Consider the following 17570-nt stretch of genomic DNA (forward strand, 5'->3'; position numbering starts at 1 on the left):
CTCCACGAGCACCTTCACCTCCCAGAGTGTATCAAACAGTTCCCGATCCAACAGTTCATCCCGTAGTTTGTTCGGTGATGCTGAGCGCACGGCAGACATGAGCCACGGACTGGCCCTTGCTCAGGGCGACTTCGGCTTCACGCAATTTGGCGAGGATCTGTTCGACGGTGTGACGGAAACGTGGCATATGGCCCTCCTTTTGGCCCGACCCTAACATACAGGGTGGACCGGATTAAGGGGGCTAGGTCATCATGTTTTCCGCCGGCTGCACGAATGTCTACCCTGTCTCCACTGGCTCCCATTCAAAAATGGAACGAATCAATCCTGATAAACCTCCGAGAGCCGTCGTTTGGGGAAATCATCCTGCGGTGGTGGATGCGGCAACCCAAACGATGCAGGAAATGAAGGTGCAAGTTGTTGAGCGTGTCCGTCTCAAGGAAATCCTGAATGAGCAAAAGGTCCGTTTGATCAACACATCCGACGATGAAGCGGAATTGCTCAAGGTAGGGCGCCTCCTCGGAGCCGACCAGATCGTTTTCGCCGATGCGGCGGTACTCTCGGAAGAAGTCCAGAGAATAGTAGACAGTTATGGCGGATTTAGCCAAGCAGAGACGGTCTATCAGCTCAGCGTCTCTGTCAGGAATACCAGTGTTGAAACTGGGGAGCTTCGATGGAGCGGTACGGCCACATATCCCAAACCCGTCACGAATCGAGACGAGGGACTTATTGACCTGACACGTCATGCCATGTCGCATGCGGTATGCCCTCTTGAAAACGGCTATACCTGGGACGAGCGAGCGGGCTGTCGAAAACCCCAGTGACTCTGCTACCACGTCGGTGCAAGCGTAAAATGAAAAGATGCCCGGACCCATATCGCGGCGCGTGGCTGGCGGGTCTTAGCGCCTTCATTCGATCCATGTGCAACGGGAACGGCAGCTCCCTGGTAGAAGTTACGACTAACCCCTTGTCCTTTCGTGCTCATTGTATAGGGTATAGGCAGAGCGATCTGACAAACCGCAGATCAGTGGTTACTTTGATCCACCAGACGCAAGATCCAAGTGTGTCTTGTGAGAAGAGTCCCGACCGGCTTGAATCATTGAACCATCACAGCCGATAATAGGCCTTGACCAACCGGTGCCTTTGGGCGCTACATATTCATCCATTTTGGTTGAGAAGAAGGAGGCCGTCATGGCATTGCTGATAACCGCTGAATGTATCAACTGTGGAGCCTGTCTGCCAGAATGTCCGAACGAGGCCATCTTCGAAACTCGCGGCGATGCGGAAGCGAAGGGAAATCATGTGGGCGACGGCCAGGGAGTGGGAGACAGTATATATGTGATCACGCATGACCGCTGTACAGAGTGTGTCGGCCATTTTGACGAACCTCAATGCGCCGCGGTCTGTCCGGTCGACAATTGCTGCATTTCTGACCCTGCCTATCCGGAAACGACGGATGTCTTGCTGGACAAGGCGAGGAAGCTCAATCCTGACAAGGCGATCGATCCGGCAAAAGTGTGGAGCGGTGTGCGGAACTGATCGCGGCTGAAGTACGAAGAGAAGAACGTATACCTCTATTTGCCTTGGGATAACCGAAACCATCAGTCATGGCTGATAAACTCCCCAAAGTAATTTCCAATGCAACTGTCATAAAGGCCTTAGCTAAAGTCTTTGCTTTCCAAGCCATCGAGATCAGCCTATTGCGGTCACATGCTGGAATATCCGATGCCAATTGGAAAGCCCTCAAGACCGAAGCATTTAAGAAAACCTACGCGAAGCAACGCTCTTTTTATGAAGATCGCTTGACGGGTGCGTTCGCTTTGGAGCGCATTTCCCAGTCTGAACGTGAGACAAGACTTCTTGAACTCTGGCTAAAACAGAGTGAGGATTCTCCCAAAGACGAACCCTGAGATGTTTGGCAAGAATTCACCGCAGCCTTCTACGCGTTCTACGTTGTCTCTGCTCATCCTGGTTCTCTTTCTGCTCGGTTCGTTCGCGCTCCCCTCATTCAATCTGAGTCGAAGCCAAGCCCACGCCGCAGGCGGAGATCAGACGAAGTTCCGGCGCATCTCGACACAGTTCATCGCGGCGTTGGGCGATCCAGGTGCGACCTCCGGGAGCGGCGCGCAATCGTGGGGGCTGTGGCCTCTGGACCCGGGTCCTCGGGGCGTCGAGCTGAAGAACTATCAACGGATGAAGGATGCAGGTGGCGTCGCCCCGGCGCGCTGGAAATTCGACGGCACGGACTGGTGGCTGGAGGAACATGGCTTGATCATGGAGCAGCCGATCTTTCCGCTCCTTCCCGGCAAATACGTGGTCACGGGCGCCCAGGACGTGACGGCTGTGCTGACCATTCATCCCGCCGACAGGAACGGCGACAGACGCTGGGAACTCGATAAAGGCGCGACGCTCTACGACGTGACGCACCTGGCCTGCCGCTCCGCGCGCTATACACCGGCAGCGGTTGGTGGTTCCTGCTCGCCGGCAAACGCGCAGAAGGCTGCGTTTCCAGTTGCACCAGGGGGAGCGATGCCGCCGGCCGAAGGCTGTACGAAGCAGGACTATGCGGTTCTCATCGTGATCGGCGTGGGCGTGGAAGACTGAACGCCTGCAGGAAAAACGGGGACATTCTGCAGAAACAAGGGTGGCAGGAACCATTTCGTGGCGCGTGGCGGGACTCTGGTTCATCTGGTTTGTTTGGTTACTTTGGTTTATTTCATTTATCCGGCGTACGGCACGAAACAAACAAGACAAACCAAACAAACGAGACAAACTCTCTGGTGTTATGCTCCATCGTTTCGCGTGGCGAGTCACCCCTTCCTCTCCGTGTTATTCCGCCTAACCTACCGATGGACTAAGCTGGTATGAAGGAGTAGAGTTTCGACCGTTTGCCCGAGGTCATCGGTCCGTAGATTTACATGGGCAGGCTTGCCTGCAGATTTGGCACTGGAATGAATAGCCTTCGGGAGGAACATACCATGTGGAAATCACTCGCAGCGACAGCCACGCTGACCCTCATGCTTATCGCCCCCGCTTATGTAGCGGCTCAGGAGGCCCCCGGAAATCAGAAATCGTTGGCTGAGCAACTCGTCGATGCGTTCAACAAAGTGTTCGGAGTCCATCCTGGGAAGCGCGCCAATCATCCGAAGGGTGTCGTATTAGAGGGAGCATTCGTTCCGAGTGCGTCGGCGGCATCGTTGAGTAAAGCCACTCACCTCCAGAAGCGAAAAACTGCGATTCCGGTGACAGTTCGTTTCTCCGCTGGCTCTGGGCTACCCACCGTTCCTGATACCGACGCCATGCCGCGCGGCATGGCCGTCAAATTTGCCCTTCCGGACGGAACCAACACGGATCTTGTCGTCCTGTCCGTCAACCGCTTCCCCGTTGCCACGGCGGAAGAGTTCAGGGACTTTCTGCTCGCGATCGCGGCAAGCGGACCAGATGCTCCGAAACCCACCGAATTCGACAAATTCTTGAGCGCCCATCCGGCGGCGAAGGCGTTCGTGGAGGCACCGAAGCCTCAACCAGTGAGTTACGCCACCCTGCCCTATTTCGGGATCAACGCCTTCAAGTTCACGAACGCCAAAGGGGCAACCACATTCGGTCGCTACCAGCTTCAGCCTGTGACGGGGGAGCAATTCCTCACTAAAGAGCAACTTGCCACGATGGGGCCCGATTATCTGACGACTGAGATTGGCGAGCGGGTTCGCCATGGTCCCATCAAGTTCAAATTGCTGGTGCAGGTGGCCGAGAAGGACGACAAGATCGACGACCCCACGATCGTGTGGCCGGATACCAGGAAGAAGGTCGAGCTGGGCACGATCACCATCACGAAGGCCGTGGCCGACAGCCAGGCAGCCGAAAAGAAGTTGCTCTTTGTCCCTGGTGTCGTGGTTCCTGGTATCGAGCCGGCCGATCCGATGATCGCTGCGCGGTCGGCAGCCTATATCGTATCCCTGTCGCGTCGGGCTCAGGCCCCATGACCGTGCAAAATAGATAGCTGGCGGCATTCTGAATTTCACTGCGCGCTTGTTCTGCCTGCCCTGAGCCTGTCGAAGGGGGCGGGCCTGCTTCTCCATTCACGCTCTTTCCGCCTTCATTACACAAGACAATTGATCACGCCGCTCGTGATCCCGCCGCTTGGATTACTCTGGAATCCTTGACGCTATAAAAGAAGCTTCTATACTTCACCTTGTACAGTCGTCCTTCGCGTCCACTTTCAGATATCCTCATGACCGAAGAATTCGAGAGACGCTTCCAGGCGATTGAAGCTCGCCTCCAAACGATCGAAGACGCCCTGAAACTCCGCCATACCGATCCCGGTCCGCTTCTGACGCGGCCCGCCATGCCTTCCCCCCAGTCGCGGCCGGCACGCCCTCATGCTCCAGCTGCCCCGTCTACACCGACGGCAACGGCAGTGTTGGGCTGGAGCAGTGTAGCCGCTCTCATCCTTGCCGCTGCATATGTAATTCGCCTCGCGATCAGCGTTGGCTGGCTGACACCTGTTCGTCAGGTGGTTCTCGCCGCCCTCTTCGGGTTCGCTCTAATCTTCATCGGATTCACATTGAGGGAGAAGCATCCCCGGTACGCAAGTTTTCTGCCCGGCGCAGGATTAGTCATCCTGTTTCTTGCAGATTACGGCAGCCATCTCTACTACACCTTGCTCTCACCGCTTCACGCCATGGTCGGGGTCGCGCTCATCTGTGCGATCGCGTTAGCCCTGGGGCGTATCTTTGAAGGTGAGTTTTATCCGCTCGTCGCGGTGGTTGGTTCCTATTCAGCTCCGATCCTCCTTTCAACCTTTCATCAAGACCCCTTGGATCTCGCGATCTACTTCTCCGCTTGGAGCCTGCTCTACTGTTGGTACGCCATCAAGGTTGGTCAACGGCGGGTGTACCTGTTGGCCGCTTATCTGGCTTTGATTGTTTTCGACAGTGCATGGAGATCCGGAACCAGCTCACACTGGCAAGGGGCAATCATTTTCCAGTTCGTTCAGTTCTTCATGTTCGCCGGCGCCACGAGCATCTTTTCCATTACCCATAACGTTCCTCTCGAGATGCCTTCGGTAAAGTCTCATCTCCCCGTGCTGATGATCTTTTATTTTTTGCAATATTCAACGCTGCAGCAGCATATGCCTGCATGGGCTCCTTGGATCGCGTGCGGCAGCTTCACCGTGCTTCTTGGAATCTATGCATTGGTACGCGTCTCCTTCCGATCGATGGCAGCAAGTCGGCTCATCATCGCAGTCTATGGGGCTGTGGTCATGACGCATGCGGTGTATCTCGAATTGCTGCCGGACCGTTCACGATTATGGATCGGTCTGGGGCTGGTCGTAGTTATGGCTATCTATGCGAGTTTGCACCCTGAACACGTCTTCAACTGGTGGCCTGTGTTTGCTGCGGCGCTAGTGATCTTTTTCATCAGCGATGGTCGCCTGCTTTTCGGGTGGGAGGCACAGGAAGTCCCCGGCCACCAGTTCCTCCTTTCACTGTATGCGACCGCATTGTATGTGGGCTATGCACTTCTTCAACGCCAACCAGAGATGGCCGCCGCTTCTCCCTGGCTGCTCTACATGGGACACGTGAACGCGATGGTCGCGGCGACGCAGATATTCCATGGACGTCTCGCCATCTCTCTCGTCTGGGGCATTTTGGCTGTTGCGACCCTTCTGCTCGCCATACGCCTGTCCAACAAGAACCTCGGCCAGTCCGCCCTCTTCGTCTTCGGTGCTTTTGGGATTAAAGTCTGGCTGTTTGACCTATCCGGTGCCGATCCGATCGTCCGGATCGGTTGTCTTCTTGTGCTTGGAGCATCACTCTACGTTGGAGGACTGCTCTACCAAAAGATGGTCGAGTTGCCCAACGCAGCCGCCAGAGATAAGACAACAGGGGCACTAGAATTTCAGAAATAAAAGCAGCGGCGCGTGGCGGGAGTCTGGTTCGTCTGGTCTGTTTGGTTTATCTGGTCTCTTTGGTTCGGCGAACCAGAAGGACAGGACACACGAGATAGACCAGCCAATCCTTCACACAGATAGACTCGCTTCGCTATTTCCCCGCGCGCTCCATTCTGCCTGACTCCTCCCCAGCAAGCCCAAATCCGAGCCTCCAAATTTCCGCAGTATGACACCACGGAACCCCACCGGTTGCTGATTGACGCTTTTACAATATGTTGTATAAGCTGGGTTCGACTTATCAAGAAGCGCACGCCGACCAATCATATTTTTAGGCAACTGGAATGTGCTGACAAAGAGGCGCAGATTCTGAATTTACGCGCGAGACTGATGGCCGAACTGGAGAAACACATTCGTGAAAAGGGGTTACCTCAGAAGAAGGCAGCTGGCCAACCTGGCGTAATACAACCTTGGAGCAGGGACCTGATGCGCGGCAAGATCAACCTGTTGAGCGTGGACTTGCTTATTACCATGTTCACCAACGCTGGCCTCAAGGTCGATGTGAAAGCCAGCCGATCCGCTGCCTGAACAAGCAAAATCGGCCCGCTCCTTTACCCCGCTCTATTACTCGAGGAGTCAGCATGGACGCTAGTTTTTGGCACCAACGGTGGCAGACCAATGAGATTCCGTTCCACGAACGCGCAGCCAATCCACTGCTCCTCAAACATTTCCCCACACTTGCGTTAGGGAAAGGCAGTCGAGTATTTGTGCCCTTGTGCGGTAAGTCGCTTGATATCGGCTGGTTGCTGTCCCGCGGCCATGCAGTTGTCGGCGCTGAACTGAGTGAACTAGCCGTGCAGCAGCTCTTCGCTGAGCTTGGCACCGAACCCAGCGTGGCGGAGATCGGTTACGCACGGCACTACCGCGGGAAGCAGATCGATATCTTTGCTGGTGATATCTTTCATGTGTCGCGCGAGATGCTTGGTCCCGTCGACGCCGTATACGACCGGGCGGCGTTAGTCGCACTCCCGGAAGAGATGCGCCCGCGCTATGCAGCGCACCTCAAGGAGATCACAGCCCATGCGCCCCAATTGCTCATCTGCTATGAGTATGACCAAGCCGTGATGCCAGGTCCTCCATTTTCAGTCAGCAGCCAGGAGGTCCATCGCCACTATGGCGAGAGTTATCGACTCACGCTGTTGGACAGTGCGGACGTGACTGGTGGATTAAAAGGCAAATGCCCGGCGAAAGAGAACGTCTGGCTGCTGAATAGACGAGCGATGCCTACCTCCTCTTAGGCACCCACGCCAAGAAAGGGAAATGGGCTCGGGAGTCCTTGCTCATTCCGGAACGGCCTTAGGAACCATTTCCCGAGCTATATACACCACATCCCCCCATCGCTCTCGCCGCTCATCGCATACCGATAGACCCGCCTGACCTAAAAACGTACAATGTCGCCGTTTCGTCTGAGCGTCCTGGTCCAAAAACGCCCGGACACACTATGATCTATGGTGATCTGTGACATCACGAATCCTCGTTCCTTCCAGATATTTCCTTGTTCTCCGCACTTTCTACCGCCACAACCAGGAGGGATTGCATGAGAACCACGAGGCAACTGTCTAACAGTCTAATGGTAGGACTCTGTGTCTTGGTCTGGTGTTTGTTCACGTTCGGGACGAGGGCAAGCAGTGCCTTGGCAGATGCCCAAGCAAATCCTAATCCCACGATGGTTGTCTCCGACCTCCCCAAAAATTGGGGCAAGAAGCTGCCGAGTGCCTCGCGATTTGCTGTATTGAGTGCCTTCGGAGATGCGGCGGTTCGAGATGACGAAACCGGGCTCGTGTGGGAAAAGACTCTGGAAACGGACGAGCTGTCCTGGGCCGATGCTCGCGCTGCCTGTGCCGATAAAGACGTGGGTGGTCGGAAAGGCTGGAGGCTCCCGTCGATTTCTGAACTGGCGAGTCTCGTAGATCCTTCCATGAGAACAGGATCCACCCTGCCCCTGGGCCATCCCTTTACCAACGTCTTGAGCGACGTATACTGGTCGGCAACGACGATGGCAGGCAATCCGAACAGCGCATGGCTCGTCTTCTTCGACACCGGCAAGGTGACCAACGCCTTTAAGACTATTACCTTCCATGTCTGGTGTGTGCGCGGTGGCACGAGTGCGGATCAGTATTGAAGGCCTGGGAGATAGGCAAGGGAGGACCATTTCGCGGCGCGTGACGGGCCGACTTATCTCGTCCCCTATTTCCTCGCACAGCAATAGACTCGATCGACGACAAAACGTAGAATAGTGTTATAGGCTTACCCCGCCAGATGAGGTCGTCGGAAGCCTGGATGCATCACCTTGATCACCGGTAACAGGTCAGTGACCCCGGGAGTACGCATGCACAAGACCCGCATCATTTGCACGATCGGCCCTGCGACAGCATCGTACGAGATACTGCAGAAGATGTACGAGGCCGGCATGAATATTGTGCGGCTGAATATGTCCCATGGCGACCACGAGTCCCACGCCAAGGTGATCCAGCACGTGAAGACCCTCAACCGGAAGGTGAAATTTCCGATCCCCATCCTCCTGGACACGCAAGGGCCGTCTATTCGCACCGGGGACCTCTCCAACGAACTTGATCTGCAGCAAGGCGCTATCGTGACCGTCACCACTCGCGGATCGATGGACGTTGAAGAGAGCTCCATCCATATCGACTATGCGGACTTGCTGGATGCAGTCAGCATCGGAGATAAGATCACCGTGGACAACGGGCTGATCAATTTCGAGGTTCTGGAGAAGCACGAGCGCCTGATGCGGTGCCGTGTTCTGGACGGCGGCCTCTTGAAGAGCAAGCGCCATGTCAATCTCCCGGGGGTCCGCGTCAATCTGCCTGCGATCACGCAAAAGGACACCAAGGATATCCTGTTCGGCCTGGAACGGGACGTGGACTTTATCGCCCTGTCTTTTGTGCGCGAGGCCGAGGACATCCGGCAACTGAAGGCCCTCATGGGCGACAAGGTCGGCAGGGTGAAGATCATCGCGAAGATCGAGGACCAGGAAGGGGTCCTGAATTTAGAGGAGATCGTCAAAGAATCGGACGGCATTATGGTCGCGCGCGGAGACTTGGGCGTGGAGATCAACCTGGAAGATCTGCCGAATGTCCAGCGCACGATCGTGCAAATGTGTGCCGAGTACGGAAAACGCGTGATCGTGGCAACCCATCTGCTCGAATCCATGATCCACAACCCGCACCCCACCCGTGCCGAGGTTACCGACGTCGCCAACGCGATCTATGAAGAAGTCGATGCCGTCATGCTGTCCGGGGAAACCACGGTGGGGAAGTATCCGGTCAGGTGCGTTGAATACCTGCGCAAGATCGCGCTCAAATCCGAGACGATCCCGGGACTGCAGCTCGCCAAACGATTGCGCAACGCGGGCAACAAACAGCAATTGGCGGCGGCGGCCGTTCAGCTCGCCGAAGGTGTCAAGGCCAAGGGAATCGTCGTGATTACCAGACGGGGACTCATGGCTGATCTCGTCGCGAACTGCCGTCCGTTCTATACGAACATCTACGCCTTTACCAACATGAGCCAACCGCGACGGACCATGATGCTCAATCGCGGTGTCTTTCCGTTCAAGATCGATTTCAGTTCGGAGCCTGAGAAGACGCTGCAAACGGCCTTCCGAATCCTGAGGGACCGTGAACGGTTTCAGACGGGTGACAAGCTCGTGATCATCTCGGACGTCCTGGCCCAGCAACGGGTCGATTCGATTCAGATTCGTGACATCCCCTTGGATACGATCCCGCCAGAAGTATCCGACGAGGCAAGCTGAGCCGATCCACTCCCGAGAACATTCGAAAGGTGGCCGGTCGTGGGGAGCATTCCTACGGCGCCTAGAAGGCCGGCTTGTTACCCGCCTCCCGACCCTCCCCGCTCATTCGGACACTGCGCTAGCGACGAAGCAGTCCGCAGATCGAGATTCGATATTCACAGGGGCGAACGGGGGTGAGCGAGACCTTTCCGACCCGGCTGAGACGGTCCACTGACATAAATACCTGTCCCCAGCCGATCCCCGTCAGCGTGCTGAGGCCTTCCAGGGATTGTGCTCCTTTCTTCTTGAGCACACCGAGCATTCTTCGATCGACCGTTTGTTGAGTGGTGGGCTGCTGGCTGTGAGTTCTCATGGTCCCCTCCGTGGATGCAGAAAGGTGAGAAGCCTTGTGGTGGGTACGTATGTACTTGCATGTAAGTATGCATGCATATTTCCTCCTTGCAACGAATTCGTAAAATTCTGCACAAGACAAAGAATGGGGTCAGACCCTGCGTCCGATAGGCGGCGTGTGGCGGAGCTGGCTTATTGAGCAAGCGGAATTGTCAGAAGCACTCCTCCCATTACGTCCTGCAGCTTGAAGTTAGTCTTGGGACTGTTTGGGTGCGCATTATGACAACCGATACAGGTTTGAGACACTGCTCTGTCTGGGTAGAGTGCTTGAAAAGAACGAACCCTGCCTTCGGTGACCACGCCTGTATGGGGACGACTGGGATCGACCAGGATCTCAGTAAGCCCCGTCCGCTCGAACTCAGTGGTTGGGCAATTCTTTTTGTTGATTGCCCAAGCTAATTAGTCTGAATTGCACCCCATTGGGCTCTTGAGCCGCGAGCCGTCCAGCTTCGATCAAGAATTGCGCTGGTAAAGGCAGCTTCCAGTTCTCGCGCCAGTTTTCCGCAGCGGTGACAATGCCGCGCATCTGCATCCGTTCGACGATTTCAACCGTGTAAATTGTCCGGTCTGCCTGAATCACACTGTGCACATAGTTAGCGACCCTTTCGGCGGATATACACTCGATCGGATCTACTTCCTTGCTTGACGCAGTCAGAACCCACTGACCAACGAGGCAGGTTAAAATTGTTCCAGCCGCCAGTCCTGCCCCGAAGCTTCTTATATTCATGATGCCCTCTCCATTTCTCATTAGCCCATAATGATAAATTTCCTGGATCCAGACAGCACCCCTACTCAAAGTTTATGGGCCATTGCTTGAATGAATAAAAAGCATACATCCTACGACCCGTTGAATCGAGATGCGGCACAAACCTGTAATCAACCGGTGCGATGCGCCGTCTAAGGAGTGAAGTTTATATACTCCTCATATGGATCGGCGGCGTTTTTCTCACCGCGGCTTACAATCCACACACTCGCTCGCTGGTCGGTGAGAGTGCTTGCCAGATTTTGGTATAGGCGCACGTGATAGTTGTATTTTCCTAGTTGGCCGAAACAGAGACTGGCGAAAGAGTTTGGATCGATGACAGCCCAAAGCGCAGTTTGCTCTTCTGTCGCGAATCCAGTCCTGCATGAGATTCGGTTCATCGTTGATGCCGGGAAACTGACAACAATGGGCTGAGTCCCTTTGTTGTGCCACCGTACTTCATCGCCCCGGCCGGCAAGAATGTACCGGGGTGCCACGTCATGTGCAACATCCACACTGTGGATCTTGCCTTCTTCCTTAGGATGAGAGACAGAACTGCATCCCATCGTGACTAAAAGTTCGAGCGCGATACACAGGAGACCATGAGCGGCGCAGAGCCGTTTCGCAGTATGTTCTAGTTCTCGTTCCTCTTGTATCGGCCAGGGAAACTGGATCAAGAGACCAGTCATTGAATGTCTCATGTTATTTCCGAGGGATGGCGGTTGCGGTCAGGGCTAGATTGAGTTGCTGATAGAGTTCTTCCAACCCAATCTGGTGCGCTTTGGTTTGTTGTTGAAGTGTTGTCGCGAGGGCAATGGAGTATTTGTACCCTCTCCGCTTCTTCATCATGTTGGTGTCCGATACGAGGACGTCTGCACTTTTGATGTTCGTGTGCCCCCTCATGACGTTCGCCACTGCTCCAACTGTCACAATCAACCAGGCTTTCTTTGAGGCCTCGGCTGAAAATATCGGGTTCTCGGATATCAATATAAAACTCAATGCTCCATGGTCTGAGCTGGGGAGGCACTGAGTACGCGTATCATGAGCGAGAGCATTGATGAACTTTTCGATTTGTCGGCACAGGCCGGCAGTCTCAACCGATTCATCAGCTGGAAGAGGCGCGGCACTTAACACAAGAGCGATAAGTAGGACGGAAGTGAAGAGAAGTTTGGTTCCAGCCTCATAGAACCGAATTACCGCATCACGCAGCGTTCTTGCCATGGTTGCCCGCTTAACAATGATGAATCCCCAATACACTAAGGACAGCGCGTTGAGAGTCTACGGCAACGCTGGGCTAAAGCAAAGGGGTCCGGTTCCCACTTTAGACTTCCTCGAACCCGACTCAATTCGAAAGAAGAATCTGTCTGAGACAACGATTGCGGTATACTTATCAGGAGAGATTGGTGTTAAGTCGACTGAACAAAGGTTCTTGCTTTGATGAACGGTGGCTCACGGAGACAGAGAACGCAACATCGTCGAACCTATCGTGGCTGCCTGCTTTGCCTTGTTTCGGTCATGATTTTATTGAGCAGCGTGGCTAGACTGAATTCTCCGGACTCCACCTGGGCAGCAGTCTATCAATGTCGAGAAGAAGCAGGGAAAACTGTGCTGACGAATAGACCGCTACAACTCAATAACTGTCGTGTTCTCACAGAGGACCCTGCTTCGGACTCCGCGTCATCTGCAGCTATGGCGACACCCCAGGATTCAGGACCGGCTATGAACTCCGATGTTCCTTCAGCACCCCCATATGTTCCACCTACGCCACTGAGTCGCCAAGGTGATCCTCAGGCATCGGCGATTGGTTCGGCACCGGCGCCAAATCCCGGCGTGTCGGTTCCACCACCATCGCCACAACCCTGTTCTCACGGATGGAATCCCCTCAATCCGCTGAGCGCTCCCCCTTGTACTCAATCAGGTCAGTCCGGCACGAACTCACCGGGAACAGCCTTAACCCCGTCTCAGTAGTCCTGTTGCTGCCTAGGTTATTTGACCGGAGATCGCTTGTTAGTAACGTCTTCGGCTTAAGCGGACGACAGGCAGGTGAATAAAACTGCGTCAGAACTCACCTCGCGGCACGTAGTGGGCCGATTCCTGCCTCACTATCACGATGCTGCGGAGGATGGTAACTCCATAGGCTGAACTGAGAACAGGAGATAGGCGATGAACACCCTACCCTCTATTCTGAGGAAAAGAACGACGACTTTTCTGGTCCGAGGCCGAGGGAGAATTGAAGGGCGCCGCCTTAGGCCCAAGCAACCTGTCGTCGTTCCATGGCCTTCGCCACAGAAGCCTTCAGTTTTTCCGCTTCGATTGGCTTGACCAAGTAATCCGCCACGCCTCGCCGCATGAAAGATACGGCCATGTCGGTATCTGGGTAGGCCGTGAGGACAATGATTGGAACATGGGGGTACTCTCTCTGAAAATAGTTGATGGCTTCGACGCCATTGATTTTTGGCATCCGGATATCACAAATCACAGTATCCAACACCAATGGATTCTCCCCCGCATTGATTGCTTCAATGGCCTTCTCCCCATTATCCGCCTCCACGACGTCATATCCGGCCTTTTCTAGGGTCATCCGGATCAAGGTCCTGACGATGGGTTCATCATCGACCACGAGCACCCGCCCGTTACCAGTTAACGCGCCAAACAGTAGATCTGAATTGTACTCAGTCATGGCGTACTCCTTTTTGTGAAAGTGCATTGAACTGCCGCCGCTACTGCGTCAACGCAACGTCTATGCCAGTTGAAGAAGGACTCTGGCAGAGGCAGTTACAGCAGAACATGGCAATTATTCAGGGACCTTGATTGCCTCCGAGTTGAGACGATTCCCACACCTTACGTGATGGAGCGACCTCGGAGGCATCTAAACCAATGCTCTCTGGATGTAATTCGATTCACTGGAGAGCAGAGAACTATGTCGGGATCCATTTCCCGGCGCGAGGCGGGGGAGGCCCTCTTTCTTTCAGGGAACTGTCGGCTACGATAATCGCTAGTCAACGACCTATTGGTTGAGACGTGAAAACGCATACCGGAGCGGATCCGGCGATACCTTCATCAAGCCCTCAAACGGACTGTCCATCTCCAGGATCAGAAAAATCGCGCTCGCGACGGAAAGCGTACAGACGAAGAACACCACGATGACAGTCGCGTTTTTCGGCGCAAATAATCCAAAACTCGTGAAGATGATGGTGAGCCAAAAGATCAGAATGGTAAGAAACGGCACTGGAATGGACGCGGTGATGCTGCTGGCTATCATCCAACGGGAATCCAGAATCGCCTCACCGAGATTCACGGCACGAGATTGGAGCCAGCGCTGGTGATCATTCTGCGGCGAGAGGCCTCGGATTCGATCAACAAGCCCTTCAGCCCCGCGCGTTGTATCTGGTTCATCCAGCCTTACAGCTCGAGAGGACTGCTCGGACCAGCTTAATTCCAACCGATGCTGTATGGCGCCGTGCAACGCTTGCCGGATTTCTTTGGTCTCGGGTCCGTAGCGAGCCAGTGTCCGGTCGAGCGCGAGAACATCCGCGGCGGTGTGCTTGACCGCTTTGGCTACGTCGTCGAAGGAACTCTTCGCAGAGGCTGTTACCAAGCCTAAAACGAGGGCGGTCATCGTGGCGATAAGCCCGATGCCGAGCTTTACCGTGTCTTTGGACTCGCTGCTGAGATGATGCTCCGGCAAGGCGGCGCGTAGCCAGATCCCCGCCAGCGCGCCACCGAACGTGCATGCAAAGACGAGCGTACCGATTGAGATGGAATTCATCCTGTTTGCCCTGCTCCTTTCCTCGCTACTTCAACATTCTGCACCGCGGCAAGCATACGCCGTTGGACCTAACAAATCGAGGTACCAACTCAATGGACAATAGTGGAGCAGGGATCAGATCTTGTCATCCAACAGCCTGAGGCAGGTGGGGATTCCGCGCTTCGATAGTCCTCGGTCCATTCCAAGTCAGTGCCATCGAACATACGCCACCAATTCTACTCCCCACACCTTTCATACGCAGCAATAGACCAGACTGATTCAAAAACGTAGAATGTCCCGGTTTCTGTTGTGACTAGAGGAGGGATGATGCGTACCGTGCGGGTGCCGGTGATCCTAGTTGCCGTCTTCACCACAGCGAGCGTTGGAGGTTGTATCGGATCCGGCAAGGTTGCACAGATCTTTACGGACTACACCGACAAGCCGGTTACTGTGCGTGCATCTGGCGGCCTTAATTTTTCCGTTCCATTCGATGTGACGCAGAGAAGCACGTTGATCATCAACGTCAGTCTGCAGGGAGTCGCGAGTTCCGAACGCGAATGGGGCGTCAACTGTTCAGGCTCTACTGTCACGTGCGAACCGTTCTCGTTCGTCAAGCATTTTAGTCCCGACAAGCGAGACGTTCTCAGCTTCACCATGGTGGCTCGGGACGTTCCACAAGGACAGGGCACGGTGAACCTGTTTGTCTTCGCCGAGTGCGCAGTAGCCTGCAGTGGCGCCGAGGAGTTGATCGTCCAAAAGCTGACTGCGGTTATCGAAACGGCGGAGCACTAAAAAGCCGGTATCACGGACCAGGTCTTAGCCTGTGGCGCGCAGCCGGCCTCTTCGGTCGGTCTGGTTCGGTGGACCGGACAGACCACATAGACCCGTGCACCAGATGGACTGCCTTGGAGTTGCGCCTCTCTCACAAGACGCCAAACTAAGCCACCCTCAAAAGGTTTGAATACTCTCTATTGTCCGGCTCAGTCGAGCATGCCGTTCTGGCACCCTTCAAGGCATGGGTGCCGTGGGTGATTGTCCCACCTGCGCGCAACGCCGCAGCCGCTTACACGGTCTCGGCGATTTCCGGATCCGACGCGCCCAACTCTTTCGCCCTGCCCACATGGAGCTCGATGCAATAGGGACATTGGATCGTCAGCGCGACTTGAATCTCTTCGGTAGTATCTTAAGATTGCAATGTTTGTCTTGCTGGCGGCCTTGACAGAGCAGGCAGCCAGCCGATCTCGCACTTTTAGGACACGACCACCTCCTGCGAAAGCTTTGCTCCCAGAACCTCTATTTTTTCTATAGAAGGCGCCACGGCCAACAGATTTGGGGCGTTGGCCATGAGTGCTTTGGCAATGGGCCCGTTGAAGTGAGCTTGCCTTCCTGACTCATCGTGAAACACATCGAATACGCCGAACGTGGATGGGCCCAGGCGCAGCGCGAACCACAGCGGGGTGGTCGTTTCCTGATTTGCCATTTCAAGACCTTGTTTTAGGAAGGCGGCGGTCTCTTTTTCCTTCCCCGGTTTCGCTTCAAGTCGCACAAAGAATCCAAGTGACAGCATTTTCAATTCTCCTTTCTAAATGGCTATCTCCATTGTTCAATTTGAGATAATGATTGTACTCAACTGATACGAGATGTGGTTCACGCTACGGAGGGCTTCTGCCGCATGGAAGCGGAGAAAGCATTCTCCAAAACCTGTGGAAGGTTGACCGGTTTCTCAAGGGGGCTCCTTCAGATTCCCTTCAGGGCATGGGTGCCATGGGTGATCGCCCCGCCGGCGCGCAAGGCCGCCGCGGCCAAGACGGCTTCGGCGACCTCCGGTTCCGACGCTCCCGCGTCTCTCGCTCTTCCCGCATGGAGTTCGATGCAGTAGGGGCACTGGATCGTCAGCGCAACAGCCACGGCGATCAGTTCCTTATACTTTTTCGGAATCGCGCCGTCCGCCCAGGATGCCTTGTCGAAGGCCCAAAACGCTTTCGTCGCCTCTGGCGCATGAGCCTCCAAATTCTTCAACTTGACAAGATTCTTCATGTCGTACATAACCGCCTCCTCGTGATGGTTGAATGCGACTCGTCACGCCATTGCTTATGGATGCTTCACGCGCGAGTGCCAATCACTTCTAGATATTCAGCGAAAACCGTCGTACAGTCCGTTCCGGCTCGATTGTGAGATGACCAGAGCGCTTCGAGTTCCTTTCGAAGACCCTCACGGCCGTCGATGTCGAGAGACGCAAATGCCTGATTAGTTGGTCCATAGTAGAGACGGAAATGTTCCGCTACCTCTGCCGGAGGAAAGGGATAACTGAACGTATAGTGCCGCCTGATCAGACTGAGATCCGACAGTCCCTTGCCGAGTCGTTCACGAACCGTAGCCTCATCGCCCCACAAAACCGGCGACGGCATCCCGGATGGCGCAATGAAGGTCGACACCGTCTTGAACATCTGACCGACGAAACCTTGTGGAGTCCAATTGGCCATGGCAATGGTCCCCCCCGGCTCACACACTCGCAGCAATTCCTTCGCTACAAGTTCAGGCCTCGGGGCGAACATCGCCCCGATCAAGCTCGTCACCACGTCGAAGCTTGCATCCTCGAAGGGAAGTGCCTCTGCATCGGCTTCTTCGAATCGAGCCCGGAGACCCTCTGCTTGCGTACGCGCCCGTGCCCGCTCGATCAAATTGCTGGCGATGTCCACCCCGGTCACCGCCAGACCATCTTTCGCGGCCATTAACGCCACCTGACCGGAGCCACAACCCACGTCCAACAATCGGCACCCGGGCACGATATTGAGGCGCTCGTAAAAATCCCGCGCACTGCCTTCCAAATAGCGCGAGAATCGATCGTAGTCCCCGGCCATCCAGATCCTTTTGAGCCGAGCCTTCAGACTCTCCACTTCTGGTGATAGTGCACTTGTCGACATGCTGCCCTCTTTTGTTGGTTGATTCGATCGACGAACCGTATAAAAACTTG

At 55.0% G+C, this 17570-nt stretch carries 21 protein-coding genes; 11 read left to right on the top strand and 10 right to left on the bottom strand.

Annotation, left to right across the window (positions count from 1 at the left end; translation table 11 throughout):
* Positions 1–55: 55 nt before the first annotated feature.
* Positions 56–187, bottom strand: a complete 132-nt coding sequence (locus VEI50_02130) for a hypothetical protein (GenBank protein HXX73904.1) — start codon at positions 185–187, stop codon at positions 56–58.
* A gap of 121 nt (positions 188–308) precedes the next feature.
* Between VEI50_02130 and VEI50_02135 the strand changes: the two genes are divergently transcribed.
* The 10 genes from VEI50_02135 (at position 309) to pyk (ending at position 9716) form a co-directional block, all read left to right on the top strand.
* On the top strand, positions 309–821 hold the full coding sequence (locus VEI50_02135) for a CsgG/HfaB family protein (protein ID HXX73905.1): 513 nt from the start codon (positions 309–311) through the stop codon (positions 819–821).
* 367 nt (positions 822–1188) lie between these two features.
* A complete protein-coding gene (locus tag VEI50_02140) occupies positions 1189–1536 on the top strand; it encodes a 4Fe-4S dicluster domain-containing protein (GenBank protein ID HXX73906.1) in 348 nt (115 codons plus the stop codon).
* Positions 1537–1604: 68 nt separating this feature from the next.
* On the top strand, positions 1605–1907 hold the full coding sequence (locus VEI50_02145) for a hypothetical protein (protein ID HXX73907.1): 303 nt from the start codon (positions 1605–1607) through the stop codon (positions 1905–1907).
* A 43-nt stretch (positions 1908–1950) separates the two neighbouring features.
* On the top strand, positions 1951–2601 hold the full coding sequence (locus VEI50_02150; GenBank protein HXX73908.1) for a hypothetical protein: 651 nt from the start codon (positions 1951–1953) through the stop codon (positions 2599–2601).
* 374 nt (positions 2602–2975) lie between these two features.
* Positions 2976–3980 carry a catalase family peroxidase gene (locus VEI50_02155; GenBank protein ID HXX73909.1) on the top strand — a complete coding sequence of 335 codons (1005 nt, stop codon included), beginning with the start codon at positions 2976–2978 and terminating at the stop codon, positions 3978–3980.
* Between the two features lie 248 nt (positions 3981–4228).
* Positions 4229–5908, top strand: a complete 1680-nt coding sequence (locus VEI50_02160) for a DUF2339 domain-containing protein (protein HXX73910.1) — start codon at positions 4229–4231, stop codon at positions 5906–5908.
* A gap of 231 nt (positions 5909–6139) precedes the next feature.
* Positions 6140–6475 carry an XRE family transcriptional regulator gene (locus VEI50_02165; protein HXX73911.1) on the top strand — a complete coding sequence of 112 codons (336 nt, stop codon included), beginning with the start codon at positions 6140–6142 and terminating at the stop codon, positions 6473–6475.
* A gap of 53 nt (positions 6476–6528) precedes the next feature.
* A complete protein-coding gene (gene tmpT / locus VEI50_02170) occupies positions 6529–7185 on the top strand; it encodes a thiopurine S-methyltransferase (GenBank protein HXX73912.1) in 657 nt (218 codons plus the stop codon).
* A 299-nt stretch (positions 7186–7484) separates the two neighbouring features.
* Positions 7485–8069, top strand: coding sequence for a DUF1566 domain-containing protein (locus VEI50_02175; GenBank protein HXX73913.1), 585 nt, complete (start codon positions 7485–7487; stop codon positions 8067–8069).
* Positions 8070–8276: 207 nt separating this feature from the next.
* Positions 8277–9716 carry a pyruvate kinase gene (gene pyk / locus VEI50_02180; protein HXX73914.1) on the top strand — a complete coding sequence of 480 codons (1440 nt, stop codon included), beginning with the start codon at positions 8277–8279 and terminating at the stop codon, positions 9714–9716.
* A gap of 118 nt (positions 9717–9834) precedes the next feature.
* On the opposite strand, the gene VEI50_02185 is transcribed toward pyk, so the two are convergent.
* The 6 genes from VEI50_02185 to VEI50_02210 all read right to left on the bottom strand — a co-directional run bounded on the left by VEI50_02185 (position 9835) and on the right by VEI50_02210 (position 14617).
* Positions 9835–10068, bottom strand: a complete 234-nt coding sequence (locus VEI50_02185) for a hypothetical protein (GenBank protein HXX73915.1) — start codon at positions 10066–10068, stop codon at positions 9835–9837.
* Between the two features lie 396 nt (positions 10069–10464).
* A complete protein-coding gene (locus tag VEI50_02190; GenBank protein ID HXX73916.1) occupies positions 10465–10833 on the bottom strand; it encodes a hypothetical protein in 369 nt (122 codons plus the stop codon).
* A 170-nt stretch (positions 10834–11003) separates the two neighbouring features.
* Positions 11004–11537, bottom strand: a complete 534-nt coding sequence (locus tag VEI50_02195; protein ID HXX73917.1) for a hypothetical protein — start codon at positions 11535–11537, stop codon at positions 11004–11006.
* A 13-nt stretch (positions 11538–11550) separates the two neighbouring features.
* On the bottom strand, positions 11551–11778 hold the full coding sequence (locus VEI50_02200) for a hypothetical protein (GenBank protein HXX73918.1): 228 nt from the start codon (positions 11776–11778) through the stop codon (positions 11551–11553).
* Positions 11779–13093: 1315 nt separating this feature from the next.
* On the bottom strand, positions 13094–13528 hold the full coding sequence (locus VEI50_02205) for a response regulator (GenBank protein HXX73919.1): 435 nt from the start codon (positions 13526–13528) through the stop codon (positions 13094–13096).
* A 327-nt stretch (positions 13529–13855) separates the two neighbouring features.
* Complete coding sequence (locus tag VEI50_02210) at positions 13856–14617, bottom strand: hypothetical protein (protein ID HXX73920.1); 762 nt, start codon at positions 14615–14617, stop codon at positions 13856–13858.
* A gap of 303 nt (positions 14618–14920) precedes the next feature.
* Here VEI50_02210 and VEI50_02215 point away from each other — a divergent pair, with 303 nt between their 5' ends.
* Positions 14921–15388: a hypothetical protein gene (locus VEI50_02215; protein HXX73921.1), complete on the top strand. Its 468-nt coding sequence runs from the start codon at positions 14921–14923 to the stop codon at positions 15386–15388.
* A gap of 457 nt (positions 15389–15845) precedes the next feature.
* On the opposite strand, the gene VEI50_02220 is transcribed toward VEI50_02215, so the two are convergent.
* The 3 genes from VEI50_02220 to VEI50_02230 form a co-directional block, all read right to left on the bottom strand.
* Positions 15846–16163, bottom strand: coding sequence for an antibiotic biosynthesis monooxygenase (locus tag VEI50_02220; GenBank protein HXX73922.1), 318 nt, complete (start codon positions 16161–16163; stop codon positions 15846–15848).
* 170 nt (positions 16164–16333) lie between these two features.
* Positions 16334–16642: a carboxymuconolactone decarboxylase family protein gene (locus tag VEI50_02225; protein HXX73923.1), complete on the bottom strand. Its 309-nt coding sequence runs from the start codon at positions 16640–16642 to the stop codon at positions 16334–16336.
* 56 nt (positions 16643–16698) lie between these two features.
* Positions 16699–17520 (bottom strand): class I SAM-dependent methyltransferase, encoded by an 822-nt coding sequence (locus VEI50_02230; GenBank protein HXX73924.1) that lies wholly within the window; start codon positions 17518–17520, stop codon positions 16699–16701.
* Positions 17521–17570: the final 50 nt, after the last annotated feature.

The organism is Nitrospiraceae bacterium, assembly GCA_035623075.1.
Taxonomy (GTDB): domain Bacteria; phylum Nitrospirota; class Nitrospiria; order Nitrospirales; family Nitrospiraceae; genus DASPUC01.